This is a genomic window from Saccharopolyspora sp. NPDC045839 (genome assembly GCF_056431645.1).
The window spans coordinates 33,338-48,145 of the sequence record NZ_JBWKKH010000011.1 but is presented as its reverse complement, the minus strand read 5'-3'; the positions used below and the strand labels follow the sequence as shown (position 1 = coordinate 48,145).

Below are 14,808 nucleotides of genomic sequence, written 5' to 3'. Positions count from 1 at the left end.
GGGCTGAGCTTGTGCCGGAGGAAACCGTCCTGGGGGGAAGTACCCAGGCCGGAAAAAGAAAGGGGGCGGGGGTTTTTTGGGGCTGCGAAAAAAACAAAAGGCCCCCACGGCCCCGGAATCAAGCCTCCGTCAGGAGAGGTTCTCCAGCACCGCCTGGGCGACGGCCTTCATCGTGGTGCGGCGGTCCATCGCGGTCCGCTGCAGCCAGCGGAACGATTCCGGCTCGGAGAGGTTGTGCTTGTTCATCAGCAGGCCCTTGGCCCGCTCGATGGTCTTGCGCGCCTCGAGGCGCTCGGTCAGGTCGGCGACCTCGGCCTCCAGCGCCTGCACCTCGGTGAACCGGGACACCGCGAGCTCGATGGCCGGCACCAGGTCGCGCTTGGCGAACGGCTTGACCAGGTAGGCCATCGCGCCCGCGTCCCGCGCCCGCTCGACGAGGTCGCGCTGGCTGAACGCGGTCAGGATCACCACCGGCGCGATCCGCTCGCCGGCGATGTTGGAAGCGGCCTCGATGCCGTCCATCTTCGGCATCTTGACGTCCAGGATCACCAGGTCGGGGCGCAGCTCCTCCGCGAGCCGGACGGCCTCCTGCCCGTCCCCCGCCTCGCCGACAACCTGGTAACCCTCTTCGCGGAGCATCTCCACCAGGTCGAGCCTGATCAACGCCTCGTCCTCGGCCACGAGTACGCGACGTTCGACGGGCTTGGCCTCGCGTGTGTCCTCGGCAGCCGGCGTCGTCACCGGGATCCTCCAAAAATCGGGTCCGCCGATGCGGTCTGCATCGGGAAACCGCAGCTTACCGGCTGTGACTTCACGCCGAGGTAAACACGCGACGTGACCATTGCGACATCGCGACGATCAAGCCCGCGCGACCCGCCGCCGCACGAACAGGACGTAGATCAGCAGGATCGCGGCGAGGCTGATCAAACTCAGCGTGAGCTGCGATCGGACCTCTTCGATGGCGCCCATGGTGACCACGACGGCGACGATCACGACCAACGTGGCCCAGGTCAAGTAGGGGAAGAGCCACATCTTCAACTTCAGCCGGTCCGGCGCCTCCCGCTCCAGCCTGCGGCGCATCCGCAGCTGCGAGGCCGCGATCATCCCGTAGATGAACAGCGCGACGGCACCGGCGGAGTTGATGATGAAGTAGAAGATCGTGTCCGGCGAGACGTAACTCGCGGCAACGGCGACGTAACCGACCAGTGTGGACAGCAGGATCGCCTTCCACGGCACGCCGCGGCGGTTGATGTCGCGCACCCAGCTCGGCGCGAAACTCCGCCGCTGCAAGGCGAAGAGCATCCGGGAGGCGGTGTAGAGCCCGGAGTTGAGCACCGAGATCACCGCGGTGAACACGACCACGTTCACCACGACTTCCGCGGCGGGCAACCCGAACCTGGCGAAGGCCGCGGCGTACGGGCTGCTCTCGCTGGGGATCTCCTGCCACGGCGTGATCATGACCAGCAGGGTCACCGAGCCGACGTAGAACAGCAGCACCCGCCACACGACCGCCTTGGTGGCCTTGGCGACGGCCTTCTCCGGTTCCTTCGACTCGGCCGAAACGATGGTGACGATCTCGGTGCCGAAGTAGGAGAAGACCACGATGACGACGCCGTGCAGCACGGCGAAACCGCCCTTGGCGACGAACCCGTCCAGCGCGATGTTGCCGACCGAGAACTCCGCGCCCGGCCACAGCCCGAGCACGAAGATCGTCCCGCACACCAGGAAGATCACGATGGTGATGACCTTGATGGACGCCAACCAGAACTCGGTCTCGCCGAACGACCGCACCGAGACCAGGTTGGTCGCGGTGAGCAGCAGCATCAGCACCAGCGAGATGACCCACTGCGGCACGGCCGGCACCAGCGGGTTCAGCAGTTCGGCGCCGACGACGGCCTCGAAGGCGACCACGCCGACCCAGTAGTACCAGTACAGCCAGCCGATGGTGAACCCCGCCCAGTCGCCCAGCGAGGTCCGCGCGTACTCCATGAACGACCCGAGCGTGGGAGCGGCGGTCGCCATCTCGCCGAGCATCCGCATCACGAGCACGACGATCAGCCCGCCCAGTGCGTAGGACAGCACGGCCGCGGGCCCGACGGTGGAGATCACCGCCCCGCTGCCGATGAACAGGCTGGCGCCGATGATGCCGCCGAGCGCGATCATCTGGAGGTGGCGGTTCTTCAGGCTCCGCCGCAATCCGATGTCGTCGTCATCGCCCGTCACGGACTCGATCCTGGTTTCATCGACCATCACGGCCCCCCGTGTTCGACCGGCCACCCGGAGTAGAGGCTGTGAACCTAACTCGCGAAGATCACCACCACCAGGGTCCCGAACCGGGACAAACCGCCCGGAGAAGTGGCGCACACCCCTGAATCGAGTGGTTGATCAAGGGTCACGTATGCTGACGGAACAAGCCCCCGTAGCCCAATCGGCAGAGGCAGCGGACTCAAAATCCGTCCAGTGTGCGTTCGAGTCGCACCGGGGGCACACATCAGTGCAGGTCAGGGCATTGGGATTTAAACCTACTGGCGAGTATTCCCTGTCCGCCCAATCCAGAACCCGTCCTTTACGAGCCCAAGCCCCTGCGAGCAAACGTCAACCATCGCGTGACGTCGTCGAAATCAGTACGCGGATTCCGTGACGCTGGGGCGTCCGGTGCAGATGGGTGTCGGGTCGGCGGTGGCGCACGGGACGAGCACAGCCGCCGCCGCGACGAGTGCGAGCAATGGCAGGGCGAGCGCCGCAATGATCCGCCAGCATGCCGATCGCACTGCCGCCCGGGGTTGAACGAGGCGCCGGACCCGGTCCGGAACGCCGGAGCCCACCGCTGCGAGCGCTGCTTTCGGCACACGGGTGGTCGATTTCCGGTTGCTCGTGGCCATCAGGGTCAGGGCGCGGGCTACCGCCCGGTTCCCGTGTCTGCGGCCGGCCCGGTCATCGGCGATCCACTCGGCGAGGCGGGCGATCTCCTGCGACGCCGCCGTCAGAAGTGGCACGAAGGGGAAGGCGCGCGCGAGGATCGCCGCCCAGCCCAGCACGAGGTGGTGCTTCCCGCGCAGGTGGGCGATCTCGTGCGCGATGACCGCGTCTCGTTCAGCCGGGACGAGCCGACGCAGTGCGCTCGTGGTGAGCACGACCGTAGAGCGTCGCCCGGGAACGCAGTACGCGGCGAGCTGCTCGGTTTCCACCACGAAAACCGGAATTCCATTGTGGACAATCGTGTCCACGGACGATCGCAGGGTCTGCCGGTGCAGCTTGCGGTGGCGCCGGGTCTCCCGGGCGTGGTGCGCGGCAACAGCGACCAGCCGCACGATCACCAGGACGGAGCCGAGCAGGGCGATCGCAGCGGGTGCGTCGGCGAGGTCGTGCACCCCGACGATCGTCAGCAGTGCACGCAGGCAGGCGTGCAGCAGGCCGGCGAGGCCGAGGCCGCCGGAGAGTTGTGCCATCGCGGCGAGGCCGGCGCTGATCATCGACACGACCCACGAGGTGGCCAGCGCGGTCCAGAGGATGAGCCCGAGTCGAGGCGCTGCGGACTGCCAACGCCGGCAAGCTCGCATCAGGCGGGGGCCCCATGCGGCCAACGCCGCGGTGTAGGCGAACAGCCCGATGAGCAGCGGTGTCATCGGTCCTCCGGTGCCTCGGCGAGCAGTTCCCGCAGCATCGCGGCTTCCTCGTCGGTGATCTCGTCGACAAACTTGAGGAACGTCGCGCGCGGGCTGTTGCTGGCTGCGAGCGCTTCCCGCATCAGCAGCGCGGCGTGCTCGCTGGCCTGCACTCGGGGGCAGTAGAACCAGACGCGGCCGACCCGGTCGCGGTCGACCCACTCCTTGCGGTGGAGGTTCTCCAGCACCGTGGCCACCGTGGTGTAGGCGAGGCCGCGGTCGCGGAGGCCGTCCAGCACCTCCCGCACGCTCATCGGACCCGCTGCTTCCCACAGCAGGCCCATCACGGCCGACTCGAGTGGCCCCAGGCTGCGCATCGGAATTCCCCCTTCCGGTCGGCAGGGTAGGTCATGGGCGTCCTGCCGCAGGCAGTCGGCAGGCCCGCGCCGAACGCAGCCTGGCGCGCAGCGCGAACCCCAGCAGCACGAGCGAACCGATCGCCAGCACCGGCTGCAGCGGGCCGAACCAGGTGACCGCCCCGCTGGTGCCCAGAGCGAGCACGACCAGCTTGTTGCACGTGGGGCAGCCGACGGCGAGGAAGGACAGCACGGCGCCGACGACGTTGCGGCGCTGATTCCGCGCGCGCTCCGCTGCGGAATCCGCACTGGGAGCCAGGAAGCTCGCGACCAGCAGCCCGGAGAGGACCGCGGAGGCGATCCAAACCGGATAGCTCCACCACGGCGCTTCGATCATCCGCGTGAACACCGGATTGGGAATGAGGCCGGCGACCGCGCCGGTCACCAGCGCGATGCCCGCCGCGGCAAGCGTGGCGACCAGCCAGTGCCGCCCTGTCCAACCCTGCATCAGGACCTCGATTCGCCATGCCCGGGGCGCCGGGAAGGCACCGGCATCGTGATTCTACTATGCGCGATAAGAATTCTACTAAGTTTGATAGAAGAAGGGGGTCGTGATGGCCTCGAAGGGCTCACCGGCGTTTCGGTGGGGGTTCGCGGCGCTGGTCGTGGTCGCCGTGGCGGCGCTCGCCTGGGGCGCGTTCGCCGGCAGGCCATCTCCGGAGTCGCCGCGCCAGCCCGCGGCGGCCCAGGAGGACGACATCGCCGCCGTGCTGAAGACCCTGCAGCGGCGCCAGCCCGGTGACCCGTTCGCGATGGGGCGCACCGACGCGCCGGTGGTGCTGATCAAGTACGAGGACTTCCGCTGCCCGTTCTGCTCGAAGTTCACCGCCGACGTCGAGCCGGAGTTGATCAAGCGGTACGTCGACACCGGGGTGCTGCGCATCGAATGGCGCGACTTCCCGATCTTCGGCGCCGAATCCGTGGAGGTCGCCAAGGCGGCCCGGGCCGCCGCCGGCCAGGGCCGGTTCTGGGAGTTCCACAACGCCGCCTACGCACGGGGCAGCGACGGGCACAAGCCGTCGTTCCCGGAGGAAGCCATCCAGCAGGTGGCCCGTGAAGCGGGCGTGCCGGATCTGGCGAAGTTCAACGCCGACCGCAACGACCCGGCGATCATGCAGGCGATCCAGACCGACCTCGTCGAGGGACAGATGCTCGGGGTGTCCAGCACCCCTTCGTTCCTCATCAACGGGCAGGCAGTGCTCGGAGCCCAGCCGCTGGAGCAGTTCGTCGCGGTGATCGAAGCGGAACGGGCCAGGTCATGACCATCGGCTACTTCGGTGCATTCCTCGGCGGCGTGCTGTCGCTGCTCAGCCCGTGCTCCGCACTTCTCGTGCCGGCGTTCTTCGCCTACGCCTTCGCCGACCGGGTGCGGCTTCTGCTGCGCACCGGCATCTTCTACCTCGGCCTGGCCACCACCCTGGTGCCGATGGGCGTGGCCGCCGGTTCGATCGGTGCGGTGCTCAACGAGCACCGCGACCTCGTCGTGCTGATCGGCGGATCGATCATGATCGCCCTCGGCGCGGGCCAGATCTTCGGGTTCGGCTTCGGCTCCACCGCGGCGCAGTGGCTCAGCGGACGGATCAAGATCTCCTCGGCGCTGTCGGTGTACCTGCTGGGCACCGTGTACGGAATGGCCGGATTCTGCGCCGGCCCCTTGCTCGGCGGCGTGCTGACGATCGCCATGACCGGCTCCAACCCCGGCTACGGAGGCCTGCTGCTGGCCATCTACGCGCTGGGCATGGCGGTGCCGTTGTTCCTGATCGCCGCCCTGTGGGACCGCTTCGACCTCGGGCGACGGCGATGGCTGCGCGGCCGGGAACTCGAGTTCGGCCCACTCCGCGTGCACAGCACCACACTGATCTCCGGCCTGGTCTTCATCACCCTCGGCGTGTTGTTCCTCGCCACCGACGGCACCGGATCCCTCGGCGGAATCATCAGCATCGACGCCCAGTTCGCCGCCCAAGCCTGGGGCCAGCGCGCATCGGCGCTCGTGTCCGACCAACTGGTGCTGCTCGTGGTTCTGGCGGTGGGACTTCCGGTTTCACTGGTCCTCGCCCGGCGGATGGGCCGCGGAAAGGGCAACACCGCTCCGCAGCACGATCCCGATGACCAGCAGCCTGCACGACCGTCCGACAACGCGACCGAATGACGAGTGGAGCTTTGAAGAGTTTCTCGCTCAGCGTGAACGCGCCCCTGTGAATCTCGGTTGCCCCCCACTCGACGTCGCCGAGGCGATCGCCATCGGGCAACACGCAGCACGATGGTGTGCTGCCAACGTCCTCGCACAGGCAAGGGCCCTGATCGGCGATCTCAACCCGCGAACACCGCCTGGTGGCCAATGGGGCCGGGCCTCAGACCTGTTGTCGAGGCGATCGCAACGGATCCGTCGACTGAAGTGCGATTTGTTCTGCCTGCATCGACCAAGCCTTTCGGGCGGACACTTCCCAGCTGGTTGCGCTCGCGACAGCGGAACCGCCTCGCCTCACGTCAGACGCGACATCGTCTCGACATCACCCGTTCGGGCATCTAGGATCCAAGTTGTGTCCAACTTATCCCGCTGGCTGCGACCGGGGCAGGAGCGGCAGAAGCCGTTCACATGCGGATCGTCCGATGGCTCCCCCGATTCAGGACCCGACATCGCCGGCATCCAGCGAAGGACTGTTCGCACGCTCTCGAGCGCCCAGATCATCGGCACGATCGGGCTCGGCGTCATCCCCTCGGTCGGCGTGCTGCTCGCCGGGCAGATCACCGAAAGCGGGGTCTGGGCAGGACTGGCACGAGCGGGCAGCACGATCGGCGCCGCCTTCGCCGGACTGCCCCTGGCCCTGCTTGCTGCCCGCAGCGGTCGCAACCGCGCACTGTCGACGGGTTGGCTGGTCGCAGCAGTCGGGGCTCTGCTGCTGGTCGTGGCCGCTCAGTGGGACAGCTTGACCGCTCTGTTCATCGGGCTCGTGCTGACGGGCGTCGGCACCGCAGCCCAGTTCCAGGCCCGCTTCGCTGCGACGGATCTGGCGAGCCACGCGCACCGGGCACGTGCTCTGGCGACGGTGGTGTGGGTGGGGTCGATCGGTTCGATGCTGGGCCCGAACCTCGGTACACCGGGAGCCGCCCTGGCAAGGTCTCTCGGTCTGGCGCCGCTGGGAGGCGCCTTCGTATTCGCGGTTGTCGCCTTCGCCGCCGCCGCAGTGCTGACGGCACTACTGCTGCGCCCCGACCCACTGGTGACAGCACGCCGCCGTTCCGCGGATGCTTCCCCGCACACCGAGTCCGATGTGGACAACGGCGCGCCTGGTCGGTCGGACTCGGTGAGACCGGTGGGCAAGTTCCGCGCAATGCTCCGAGACGGATTCCGCGTTCTCGTCGAGAACCGCACCGCGCGAACCGCGTTCATCGCGGTCGTGAGCGCACAGGTCGTGATGGTCGCCATCATGACCATGACGCCGGTCCACCTGGCGGCGCACGGAGACGACCTCACCGTGATCGGGCTGACCATCAGCCTGCACATCGTCGGGATGTACGCCTTGGCCCCGGTTGCCGGCTCGATCACCGATCGCGCGGGAGCGCCTGCCGTCATCGTCCTCGGCCTCGTCCTCTTCGGAGGATCGTTCGCGGCAGCCGTAGCCGGGCAGTCGAACACCGCGCTCGTCGCGGCGGCACTCGTCCTGCTGGGACTCGGCTGGTCGTTCATGAGCGTGGCCGGAGCGAGCTGGCTCAGCGCCTCCGTACCCGAAACCTCCCGGCCGTCGATCCAGGGGCTTGCGGACGCGGGTTCCAACTTCGCCGCCGCCGTCGGCGCATTCCTCGCCGGCCCATTGATGGCCGCAGTGGGATTCGACGGCCTGTCGTTGATCGCCGCCGCGGCGTTGCTACCGGTGTGCCTCTCGCTCCGGCACCACGCCCGGAGAGACCTCCCCAGCGCGGAAGGTCACTGAGCGTACGGCGAAACCCGTGGCGCAACGGGAAATCGCTATTGCGAACAAGAACCCACGGCTCTCCACCACGACATCGGTGTCCAGGCCGCACTGCCAGCTACCTCAGCCGACGCCGCCCGACCCCACACCACCACGTTCCGACTCTCGCACCAGCGGGCTGAAGATCTCATCCCGGTGCCGACGCAGCGTCTCCGCGAACTCCGCGACCTTCCCCTCGGCCGCCAGCTCCATCAACCTGCGATGCTCTTCGACCACCTCAACGGCGCGTTCCACGACCACAGAGGCACTGCGCAACAACATCATCGCCTGCCGGTCCCGGAGCTTGTCGTAGAACTCGGTGAACAGCGGATTCCCCGCGAGCTCGACGAAAACACGGTGAAACCGGATGGCGAGATCGACGAACGCGTCGAACGGCCCCTCCGCCAGAGCCTGCTCCTGCTCGACGAGCATCCCCTCCAAGCGAGGTCTGATCGCAGCGCGGTCCCGCTCCCCCGCTCGTTCCACCCCGATGATCTGCAGGGTCTGCCGGACATCGGCCGAGTACTGCACTTCCTCCGCACTCAGCCCCCGGACCAGAGCACCGCGCTTCGAGTAGATGGTCACCCAACCCTCGTCCTGCAGACGGGCCAACGCGGTGCGCACCGGTGTCCGGCTCACCCCGAGCGCCGCCGCCAACTCGCTCTCGCTCAGCATCACGCCGGGTTCGTAGCGACCCTCGATGATCGCCGCACGGATCTCCGCGTGCGCGCGTTCGACCGCGCTGACCGCAGGTCGTCGGGAGGACGCTCCGAGCTTCGAGGGCATACCCACACGATAACGACCTCACCAGCGTGCCTTCAGGGCTGGCCACCGCCCCGAACCGGGGCTCGCGGACCAGCGCAGGCCGCCCACGAGCGACCGCGGAGTGGGAGGCCAGCGGCGACGACTGGCGGACGAGGCGATAGCGGCAGCGCTGGCCAGTGCGACACCGAAATCGGTCACCGGTTCGCGAACGGCTGCTCCGGCAGCGATCTACGCCCGCACGCCGCTGGCGGCGCAGGCGGTCACCGTTGATGCACAGGAACATCCGGCGGGCCTACCGCACGAACAGCCGCTGGCACTGGGTTGCCAACTAAGCTTGTCCAGCCCCGCCGTCCGCACGCGCAGCGGAACATCCCGACTACTGCCGACGCCGCGCCAGGGGAACACCGCAGGCAGGTACACCCAGACCGGCAACGGTCCGCCCTTGGGCAGGCGCCGCGTTTTCCACCAGCCGTCAACGTTCTCGTTCACCGCGACCCGATCCCCGAAGCCAGGCGCGGGGCCGCGCCCTGGGGTGCAGTGGCCGGCCCGCGTGGTTCGCGCGCCCTTCCCCGACGCACCAACACCCTGACAATAGAACGCCAGTTCGATGATCGCCACTGCGGGGTCCTGGAGCCGCGACCTGCGGTCACTGCGGCCGCTGCTCGGCAGTACGGCTACTGCGGACTCGGGCCAGACTCGCGCGCAGGGCCTCCTCAAGATCTGCTGCCTCCTGGGTGCGCGGCGCCGGCACGGCGACATGCCGTTCGGCGAGTTTCGCGTCGATCAGTGCCTGCAGCGCCTCACGTGAGCGGTCTCGGTAGCCGCTGGGGTCGAGGGTCTCCTATCGAGCCGCAGGAAGCGCTCGGCATGCGGATCATCGGCACGTTCAATCGTTCGCACTCCGAGCCGCACCCAGAGCAGAGCCTGTTCTCAAACACCCTTCAGAACACGATCAAGTGCCGCCCGGCCTGCAGGTCCCCAGTGAGGCTTGCCGCCGGGAAGACCCCGATCTCCGTTCTGCCCCATGAGCATCAGGAAGAGGCTCTTCATAGCGGCCAGCCCGCGGGCCCGGCGGATCGCCGCCTCGTCCGCATGCGCGTACATGTCGAAGAACCGTGCGGCCGTGCCCTCGGGTAGCAGCACCCATGCGGCGGCGAGGTCCCACGCTGGATCGCCGGCGAACATGTCACCGAAGTCGACGATGCCCGAGAGCGTTCCGTCCGAGACGACGACGTTCGCGGGATGGAGGTCGCCGTGCACCCACACCGGCGGGCCCTCCCACGCCTGGGCCGCAACGGCGTCGTCCCAGACGGCCCGGACGTCGGCAGCGATGTCGTCGGGGGCAACGGCCTGGAAGAAGTTCTCGAAGCCGTCCGTGCAGTTCCTGGGATGGGCACCGCGGTCCGTAGCGATCGGCGCCTCGGCGGGCGCCTCCACGTGGAGCGCCTGGAGGAAACCCGCCAGAGTGTCGGCCGCGTGGGCGCCGCGGCTGATCGAGCCGTGGTCAAGCGGCTCGCCGGGAACCCACGTCATCACGGTCCAGTGCTTGGGGAAGCGCTCGGACGGTTCGCCGAACCGCACCGGGGTCGGCACCGGGAGCGGCAGGAGCGGGGCCAGCACAGGTAGCCATCGCCGCTCCTTGAGCTGGCGCTCCGGGGTGGGGTCCATGCGCTGCATTCGCACGGTCAACTCGTCCCCGAGACGCCACATTTGGTTGCCCCAGCCGCCCGCCACCTCACGGATGGCCAGCCCTGCAAGGTCTGGATGTTGCTCCTGCAGCAGGTCGCGGACCAGGTCTGCGGTGATCTCGATCTCGGTGTCGGTCATACGAAGGCACAGTACTGAGGCGGCAGGCGGAGCGGGTCGTGTGCGAGCTCGGCAGCAGCAGCTAGGACGTTACTTCGGGTCCAGCGAGTGGAATGCCGGCGGCCGGTTCTCCAGGTAACTCCTGACTCCTTCGGAGGCGTCGGGGTGGCGGAAGGAATTCATCATCAGCTGGTCGGCCTCGGCGATAGCGGTCTCGAAGTCGCAGTTCAGACCGCGGTGAACTTGTTGCCGGGGGTTCGCTCTGCGATTCGGCGCGGACCCTCGGAATTGGACTGTCATTGTGCGCCAACGCGGCCTCCGCTCCGGAGCTGAGTGCCTTCGCGATCGCGGTGCTGGTCAACGCGCTGCGGTGGGATGAGGCACCGTTGGTTCCACCCGGGTACGCCGTCGCTACCCACACGGAGGTGAGAGAGCTCGTGGACGCACTCTCCTCCGACTGACGTGTGCGCACTGCTCCCCTGGCACGAAGTTCAGCGCAACCGTCCGGATGTTCCTGGTCACCGCTGCTAGCGGACGCCGAGTCGACGCGAACATCGTGGCCTCCACCGGGCTTGCGGTCAGGCGCTCGCAGCCCTGGCGGCCGGCGCGGCGTCGACGGGTTCGGCAGGGGCGGCCTGTCGACGCAGTCGGGCCAAGGTGCCGGCGAGCAGCCGGGAGACGTGCATCTGCGAGATACCGATCTGCTGGGCGATCTGGGTTTGAGTCATGCCCTTGAAAAATCGCATGAGCAGGATGCGCTGCTCGCGCTCGGGGAGTTGGGCCAGCAATGGGCGTAGCGTTTCGCGGTCGTCGACCTCGGCGAGTTCATCGTCGTCGACGCCCACCGCGTCGGCCAGCGGGATGTCGTCGGTGATCAGCTCGTCCAGGGAAGAACTGCGGTAGGCATTACCGGCTTCCAGGCCTTCAAGGACCTCATCGAGACCGAGGTCGAGATGGCGAGCCAACTCGCTGGGAGTCGGGGCTCGCCCCAGCTCCTGGGTCAACGCGGATATCCCGCCCGAGACGGCCAGGTGCAGTTCCTGCAGCCTGCGTGGCATGCGCACCGACCACCCGGTGTCGCGGAAGTGCCGTCGTACCTCGCCGGTGATCGTGGGCACCGCGAAGGAAAGGAAGCTGATCCCGCGGCCGGGGTCGAATCGGTCGACGGCATGGATCAGGCCGACGGTGGCAACCTGAACGAGATCTTCGTAGGACTCGCCTCGCTGGCGAAACCTCTGAGCGATGTGCTCGGCGACCGGCAGGTGCCCGGTGACCAACTCGTCGCGCACCGCGGCGTATCCCGGACCATTCTTGTCTAATGTGGATAGTTTGACGAATAGCGGGAACAGCGCGTCGTACTCACCTCGGCCGGACTCGGGTTTGGTATCGCTCACCCGGTGTCCACCTCCTTGGTCATCTCGATGCGCACGAGCGGCCTGCACTGCGCAGGCCGCAAGACCTCGCTGGTCACCGAATCCGCAAGCGCAGTGAGCACCCGCCAACTCAACGTTGCGGTGCTCGGCCCGACCGGATGTGCGCTGGTCACCTCGGCGGTGACCGCCATGCGGCAGTCATCAGTGCTGAATCGGCACACCAACGGTTCTTCGGGAGCCGCGAGCTTGACCAGCGACGCACAGGCTTCTTCCACCGCCAAGCGGACATCGGCGATCGCGTCCACGTCGAAATCCGCACGCATCGCGATATCGGCGGCCACCACTCGCATCACCGCCAACGAGTCCGGCCGAGCCGCAGCCCGCACCTCCACCACGCCGGAGGCCGTCGCAGTCCCGCCCGCATGGACGGGCTGCCATGACACGCTCATCTGGCACGCTCCATCGGGTTCCACATGTTGTTCACAGCCGCTGCCCTACCCAGGGCCGCCCTCCACCAAACAAACGACATCTGCCCACCCGAGGTAATCCGGCGCGAAACGGCCTGCGCGCGCCCGGGACCAGCAACGCCAACGGAAGTACAAGCGCGGCAACGGGAAAGTTCGACCTCGCGGGTGGGGGGCGACGACGAGCGTCCGCGACGAGGACACCGTTTCCGCAGGCCCAGATCCGCATGCACCGTCGGGCTGACCACGCCGAAGCCGCTCTAAAGTGTCGTGGGCCAGGTGGGTGAATCAGGCCGCAACCGCGTCGGCCTGTGTGGGGTAGGCGTCGAACCTGTCGAGCATGCCGGCGGCCCGCAGGGCGCTGGCCACGCACGGCGGACCGGTGATCAAGCGGAAGCCGAACCCTCGCGCCTGGGCGCGCTGCTGGGCCTGCACGAGCACCCGCAGGGCATCCGCGCCCAGGAAGCTCAGCCGCGACAAGTCGATCACAACAGCATCCACTACGGACGCCAACCGGGGCGTGAGCAGCTCGGCGAATCGTGGGGTGGTCACGGTATCCAGGTCGCCGGTCGCACCGACCACGACGATGTGGCGGCTGGGGCGTCGCACCCAGAAACGCGTCGTCGGCTCTGTGCTGGCTGGAGCGGCCGTGTCGCCAAGGACGGCGGTCGGCGCCTGCTCAGGGACGGGGAAAATCGTGGTCATGCTGCTGCACCTCCCGATGAGGGCAGCCAGCGAAGAAGAACAAGGCTGATCCAGCGCAACGACATCGATGCCTGTCACTCCAACAGGCAGACCCCGAAGGAACCAACGCGAACACTCCAACTGGCTGTCGCATTTCCTCGTGCGGTCTCCCTCAGCCGGGAGTCCCAGCCGAGGCCTCCAACCCTAACGTCCGCACGCCCGCCCGGCCAGCACCGCGCTCCGGCGTGGAGCCGAGCCGGCGCTGCTGCACACGGGTTGCGGACCGCCTGCGCGGAGAGGCCATGCCGACGAGCCGTGTCCGCCGGCCGCATGTGATCTCCGGTTGAGGGTTTCCGACGCATGCGCATGGCGATTCGCTGCAGAGTTTCAACCGATCTTTCAAGGATATGATTCAGGGACATGACACGGAGAACGCACCCCGCATCCGGAGACTTCGACCTGACGATGGACGAGCTGCGCGTCGTGGCTCGTTACGTGGTTCGGCACGCAGAGGACGTCCTGCCGGTCTTCGAGCAAGCTGTTCCCGATGACCCGCGCCCCCGTGCCGCGATCGACGCGGCCTGGGCGTTCATCAACGGTGCGAACAGGACGAAATTGCAGCGCGTCACCTCCCTCGACGCTCATCGAGCCGCCCGGTCCGCACCGTCCGAAGCCGCGCGACTGGCCGCGCGATCCGCCGGTGACGCCGCATCGGCCGCATACCTGCACCCCATCGCCCAGGCCGCTCAGGTCGGCCACATCCTGCGAGCCTCCGCGAGTGCTGCGCGCATCGGGGAGATGGAAGCGGGCGGTGACCCCGCGATCGGAGATGGCCTGCTGGAACGGTCGCGGCAGCGTGCGACACCGGCGCTCATCGACGTGCTCCGCCGCTACCCACCCGCGGCGATCGGCAGAAATCGTGTCGCCCAGCTGATGAGCGCTCTGGACCATGCCCTGCGTCAGGCGGCTGACCGGCCGCCAGGGCACACCGCGGGGAGTCGCGCCGATGCGCGCAGGAAGGAGCGCAAGGCATGATCCTCCCGAAGGTCCGGGACCCTCGCTTCGTGACGATCCGCCGGGGTGGGACTCTCACAGATGCGGATCACCGTCTCCTCGCCCTATGGGCTGCCTCGTGTGCAGAGCACGTCCTCGACCTCTTCGAGTCGGCCCGGCCTGAGGACCCACGACCGCGCCAGGCGATCGAGCATGCCCGGGCCTGGGTGCGTGGCGAGGTCAAGATGATGCAGGCTCGCGCGGCGGGCGGCCATGCGATGGGGGCGGCCAGAGACCTGCGTGGCGCAGCACGGCATGCGGCGTATGCCGCCGGCCAGGCCGGGGTCGTCGCCCACGTCGCCGCGCACGAGCTCGGCGCGGCCGCCTACGCGATCAAGGCGGCACGTGCGGCGGCACCGGAAGGCTTGAGCGAGACCGCAGGGCGGCTCGAGTGCCAGTGGCAGCGCGATCAGCTCCCGGAGGCGATCCGCGAGCTCGTACTTGATGACCAGAGGTTGCGCAACGACATCTGCTGGTCGGTGTTCGACTGTTGAAGCGAAACCTCGCACGACCCTCGTTGCCGGCCTGGTCGAAGTTCCCGCCTTGTTCTGGGGGCCCGCGGATTTGGCGGCTCGAAGCCCGCCCTCAATATCACCACCGTGGCGGGTAACGCAAATGTGCGAATTACCCCCGACTGGTCTAGCTTCCCCCAGGTGAGGATTTCAGTGACGTTCCATCCTCGCCGTACGTCC

At 67.9% G+C, this 14,808-nt stretch carries 16 protein-coding genes and 1 tRNA gene; 7 read left to right on the top strand and 10 right to left on the bottom strand.

Annotation, left to right across the window (positions count from 1 at the left end):
• Window positions 1-129: 129 nt before the first annotated feature.
• Both AC07EQ_RS17625 and AC07EQ_RS17620 read right to left on the bottom strand, forming a co-directional pair.
• Window positions 130-741 (bottom strand): ANTAR domain-containing response regulator, encoded by a 612-nt coding sequence (locus AC07EQ_RS17625; protein WP_093273187.1) that lies wholly within the window; start codon window positions 739-741, stop codon window positions 130-132.
• Window positions 742-858: 117 nt separating this feature from the next.
• Complete coding sequence (locus AC07EQ_RS17620) at window positions 859-2,250, bottom strand: amino acid permease (RefSeq protein ID WP_478388980.1); 1,392 nt, start codon at window positions 2,248-2,250, stop codon at window positions 859-861.
• 163 nt (window positions 2,251-2,413) lie between these two features.
• Between AC07EQ_RS17620 and AC07EQ_RS17615 the strand changes: the two genes are divergently transcribed.
• A tRNA-Leu gene (locus AC07EQ_RS17615) sits at window positions 2,414-2,487 on the top strand.
• Between the two features lie 134 nt (window positions 2,488-2,621).
• Here AC07EQ_RS17615 and AC07EQ_RS17610 read toward each other — a convergent pair.
• Genes AC07EQ_RS17610 through AC07EQ_RS17600 form a run of 3 tightly spaced genes read right to left on the bottom strand, consistent with a single transcriptional unit; the run spans window position 2,622 to window position 4,469 of the window.
• Complete coding sequence (locus AC07EQ_RS17610) at window positions 2,622-3,626, bottom strand: M56 family metallopeptidase (RefSeq protein ID WP_478388979.1); 1,005 nt, start codon at window positions 3,624-3,626, stop codon at window positions 2,622-2,624.
• Window positions 3,623-3,982: a BlaI/MecI/CopY family transcriptional regulator gene (locus AC07EQ_RS17605; RefSeq protein ID WP_478388978.1), complete on the bottom strand. Its 360-nt coding sequence runs from the start codon at window positions 3,980-3,982 to the stop codon at window positions 3,623-3,625. The genes AC07EQ_RS17610 and AC07EQ_RS17605 overlap by 4 nt, the downstream gene beginning before the upstream one ends.
• A gap of 31 nt (window positions 3,983-4,013) precedes the next feature.
• Window positions 4,014-4,469, bottom strand: coding sequence for a hypothetical protein (locus AC07EQ_RS17600; RefSeq protein WP_478388977.1), 456 nt, complete (start codon window positions 4,467-4,469; stop codon window positions 4,014-4,016).
• A gap of 106 nt (window positions 4,470-4,575) precedes the next feature.
• Here AC07EQ_RS17600 and AC07EQ_RS17595 point away from each other — a divergent pair, with 106 nt between their 5' ends.
• The 3 genes from AC07EQ_RS17595 to AC07EQ_RS17585 are packed head-to-tail and all read left to right on the top strand — an operon-like array spanning window position 4,576 to window position 7,953.
• Window positions 4,576-5,283: a DsbA family protein gene (locus tag AC07EQ_RS17595; protein WP_478389148.1), complete on the top strand. Its 708-nt coding sequence runs from the start codon at window positions 4,576-4,578 to the stop codon at window positions 5,281-5,283.
• Window positions 5,280-6,170, top strand: coding sequence for a cytochrome c biogenesis CcdA family protein (locus tag AC07EQ_RS17590; RefSeq protein WP_478388976.1), 891 nt, complete (start codon window positions 5,280-5,282; stop codon window positions 6,168-6,170). Before AC07EQ_RS17595 ends, AC07EQ_RS17590 begins: the two co-directional genes overlap by 4 nt.
• Window positions 6,127-7,953 (top strand): MFS transporter, encoded by a 1,827-nt coding sequence (locus AC07EQ_RS17585; protein ID WP_478388975.1) that lies wholly within the window; start codon window positions 6,127-6,129, stop codon window positions 7,951-7,953. Before AC07EQ_RS17590 ends, AC07EQ_RS17585 begins: the two co-directional genes overlap by 44 nt.
• Window positions 7,954-8,055: 102 nt before the next feature.
• Here the strand turns inward: AC07EQ_RS17585 and AC07EQ_RS17580 are convergent, their stop codons facing one another.
• The gene (locus AC07EQ_RS17580) at window positions 8,056-8,757 is read right to left on the bottom strand and encodes a GntR family transcriptional regulator (protein WP_478388974.1); all 702 of its coding nucleotides are present in this window, start codon (window positions 8,755-8,757) and stop codon (window positions 8,056-8,058) included.
• Between the two features lie 586 nt (window positions 8,758-9,343).
• On the opposite strand from AC07EQ_RS17580, the gene AC07EQ_RS17575 reads away from it, so the two are divergent.
• Window positions 9,344-9,544 carry a hypothetical protein gene (locus tag AC07EQ_RS17575; RefSeq protein WP_478388973.1) on the top strand — a complete coding sequence of 67 codons (201 nt, stop codon included), beginning with the start codon at window positions 9,344-9,346 and terminating at the stop codon, window positions 9,542-9,544.
• Between the two features lie 122 nt (window positions 9,545-9,666).
• On the opposite strand, the gene AC07EQ_RS17570 is transcribed toward AC07EQ_RS17575, so the two are convergent.
• The 4 genes from AC07EQ_RS17570 to AC07EQ_RS17555 form a co-directional block, all read right to left on the bottom strand.
• Entirely contained in the window at window positions 9,667-10,563 is an 897-nt protein-coding gene (locus AC07EQ_RS17570) for a phosphotransferase (protein ID WP_478388972.1), read from the bottom strand.
• A gap of 557 nt (window positions 10,564-11,120) precedes the next feature.
• Window positions 11,121-11,936 carry an RNA polymerase sigma factor SigF gene (locus AC07EQ_RS17565; RefSeq protein WP_478388971.1) on the bottom strand — a complete coding sequence of 272 codons (816 nt, stop codon included), beginning with the start codon at window positions 11,934-11,936 and terminating at the stop codon, window positions 11,121-11,123.
• Window positions 11,933-12,364, bottom strand: a complete 432-nt coding sequence (locus AC07EQ_RS17560) for an ATP-binding protein (protein ID WP_478388970.1) — start codon at window positions 12,362-12,364, stop codon at window positions 11,933-11,935. The genes AC07EQ_RS17565 and AC07EQ_RS17560 overlap by 4 nt, the downstream gene beginning before the upstream one ends.
• A 303-nt stretch (window positions 12,365-12,667) precedes the next feature.
• Window positions 12,668-13,084, bottom strand: coding sequence for an STAS domain-containing protein (locus AC07EQ_RS17555; protein WP_478388969.1), 417 nt, complete (start codon window positions 13,082-13,084; stop codon window positions 12,668-12,670).
• 444 nt (window positions 13,085-13,528) lie between these two features.
• Between AC07EQ_RS17555 and AC07EQ_RS17550 the strand changes: the two genes are divergently transcribed.
• Both AC07EQ_RS17550 and AC07EQ_RS17545 read left to right on the top strand, forming a co-directional pair.
• Window positions 13,529-14,098 (top strand): putative immunity protein, encoded by a 570-nt coding sequence (locus AC07EQ_RS17550; RefSeq protein WP_478388968.1) that lies wholly within the window; start codon window positions 13,529-13,531, stop codon window positions 14,096-14,098.
• Window positions 14,095-14,610 carry a putative immunity protein gene (locus AC07EQ_RS17545; RefSeq protein ID WP_478388967.1) on the top strand — a complete coding sequence of 172 codons (516 nt, stop codon included), beginning with the start codon at window positions 14,095-14,097 and terminating at the stop codon, window positions 14,608-14,610. The genes AC07EQ_RS17550 and AC07EQ_RS17545 overlap by 4 nt, the downstream gene beginning before the upstream one ends.
• The last annotated feature ends 198 nt before the right edge of the window (window positions 14,611-14,808 follow it).

Bases quoted from the DNA above. Each gene is read 5' to 3' on its own strand.
- AC07EQ_RS17580 (WP_478388974.1), bottom strand. From the start codon at position 8,757: ATGCCCTCGAAGCTCGGAGCGTCCTCCCGACGACCTGCGGTCAGCGCG.
- AC07EQ_RS17600 (WP_478388977.1), bottom strand. From the start codon at position 4,469: ATGCAGGGTTGGACAGGGCGGCACTGGCTGGTCGCCACGCTTGCCGCG.
- AC07EQ_RS17585 (WP_478388975.1), top strand. From the start codon at position 6,127: ATGACCAGCAGCCTGCACGACCGTCCGACAACGCGACCGAATGACGAG.
- AC07EQ_RS17560 (WP_478388970.1), bottom strand. From the start codon at position 12,364: ATGAGCGTGTCATGGCAGCCCGTCCATGCGGGCGGGACTGCGACGGCC.
- AC07EQ_RS17610 (WP_478388979.1), bottom strand. From the start codon at position 3,626: ATGACACCGCTGCTCATCGGGCTGTTCGCCTACACCGCGGCGTTGGCC.
- AC07EQ_RS17545 (WP_478388967.1), top strand. From the start codon at position 14,095: ATGATCCTCCCGAAGGTCCGGGACCCTCGCTTCGTGACGATCCGCCGG.
- AC07EQ_RS17570 (WP_478388972.1), bottom strand. From the start codon at position 10,563: ATGACCGACACCGAGATCGAGATCACCGCAGACCTGGTCCGCGACCTG.
- AC07EQ_RS17620 (WP_478388980.1), bottom strand. From the start codon at position 2,250: ATGGTCGATGAAACCAGGATCGAGTCCGTGACGGGCGATGACGACGAC.
- AC07EQ_RS17550 (WP_478388968.1), top strand. From the start codon at position 13,529: ATGGACGAGCTGCGCGTCGTGGCTCGTTACGTGGTTCGGCACGCAGAG.
- AC07EQ_RS17605 (WP_478388978.1), bottom strand. From the start codon at position 3,982: ATGCGCAGCCTGGGGCCACTCGAGTCGGCCGTGATGGGCCTGCTGTGG.
- AC07EQ_RS17555 (WP_478388969.1), bottom strand. From the start codon at position 13,084: ATGACCACGATTTTCCCCGTCCCTGAGCAGGCGCCGACCGCCGTCCTT.
- AC07EQ_RS17595 (WP_478389148.1), top strand. From the start codon at position 4,576: ATGGCCTCGAAGGGCTCACCGGCGTTTCGGTGGGGGTTCGCGGCGCTG.
- AC07EQ_RS17575 (WP_478388973.1), top strand. From the start codon at position 9,344: ATGATCGCCACTGCGGGGTCCTGGAGCCGCGACCTGCGGTCACTGCGG.
- AC07EQ_RS17590 (WP_478388976.1), top strand. From the start codon at position 5,280: ATGACCATCGGCTACTTCGGTGCATTCCTCGGCGGCGTGCTGTCGCTG.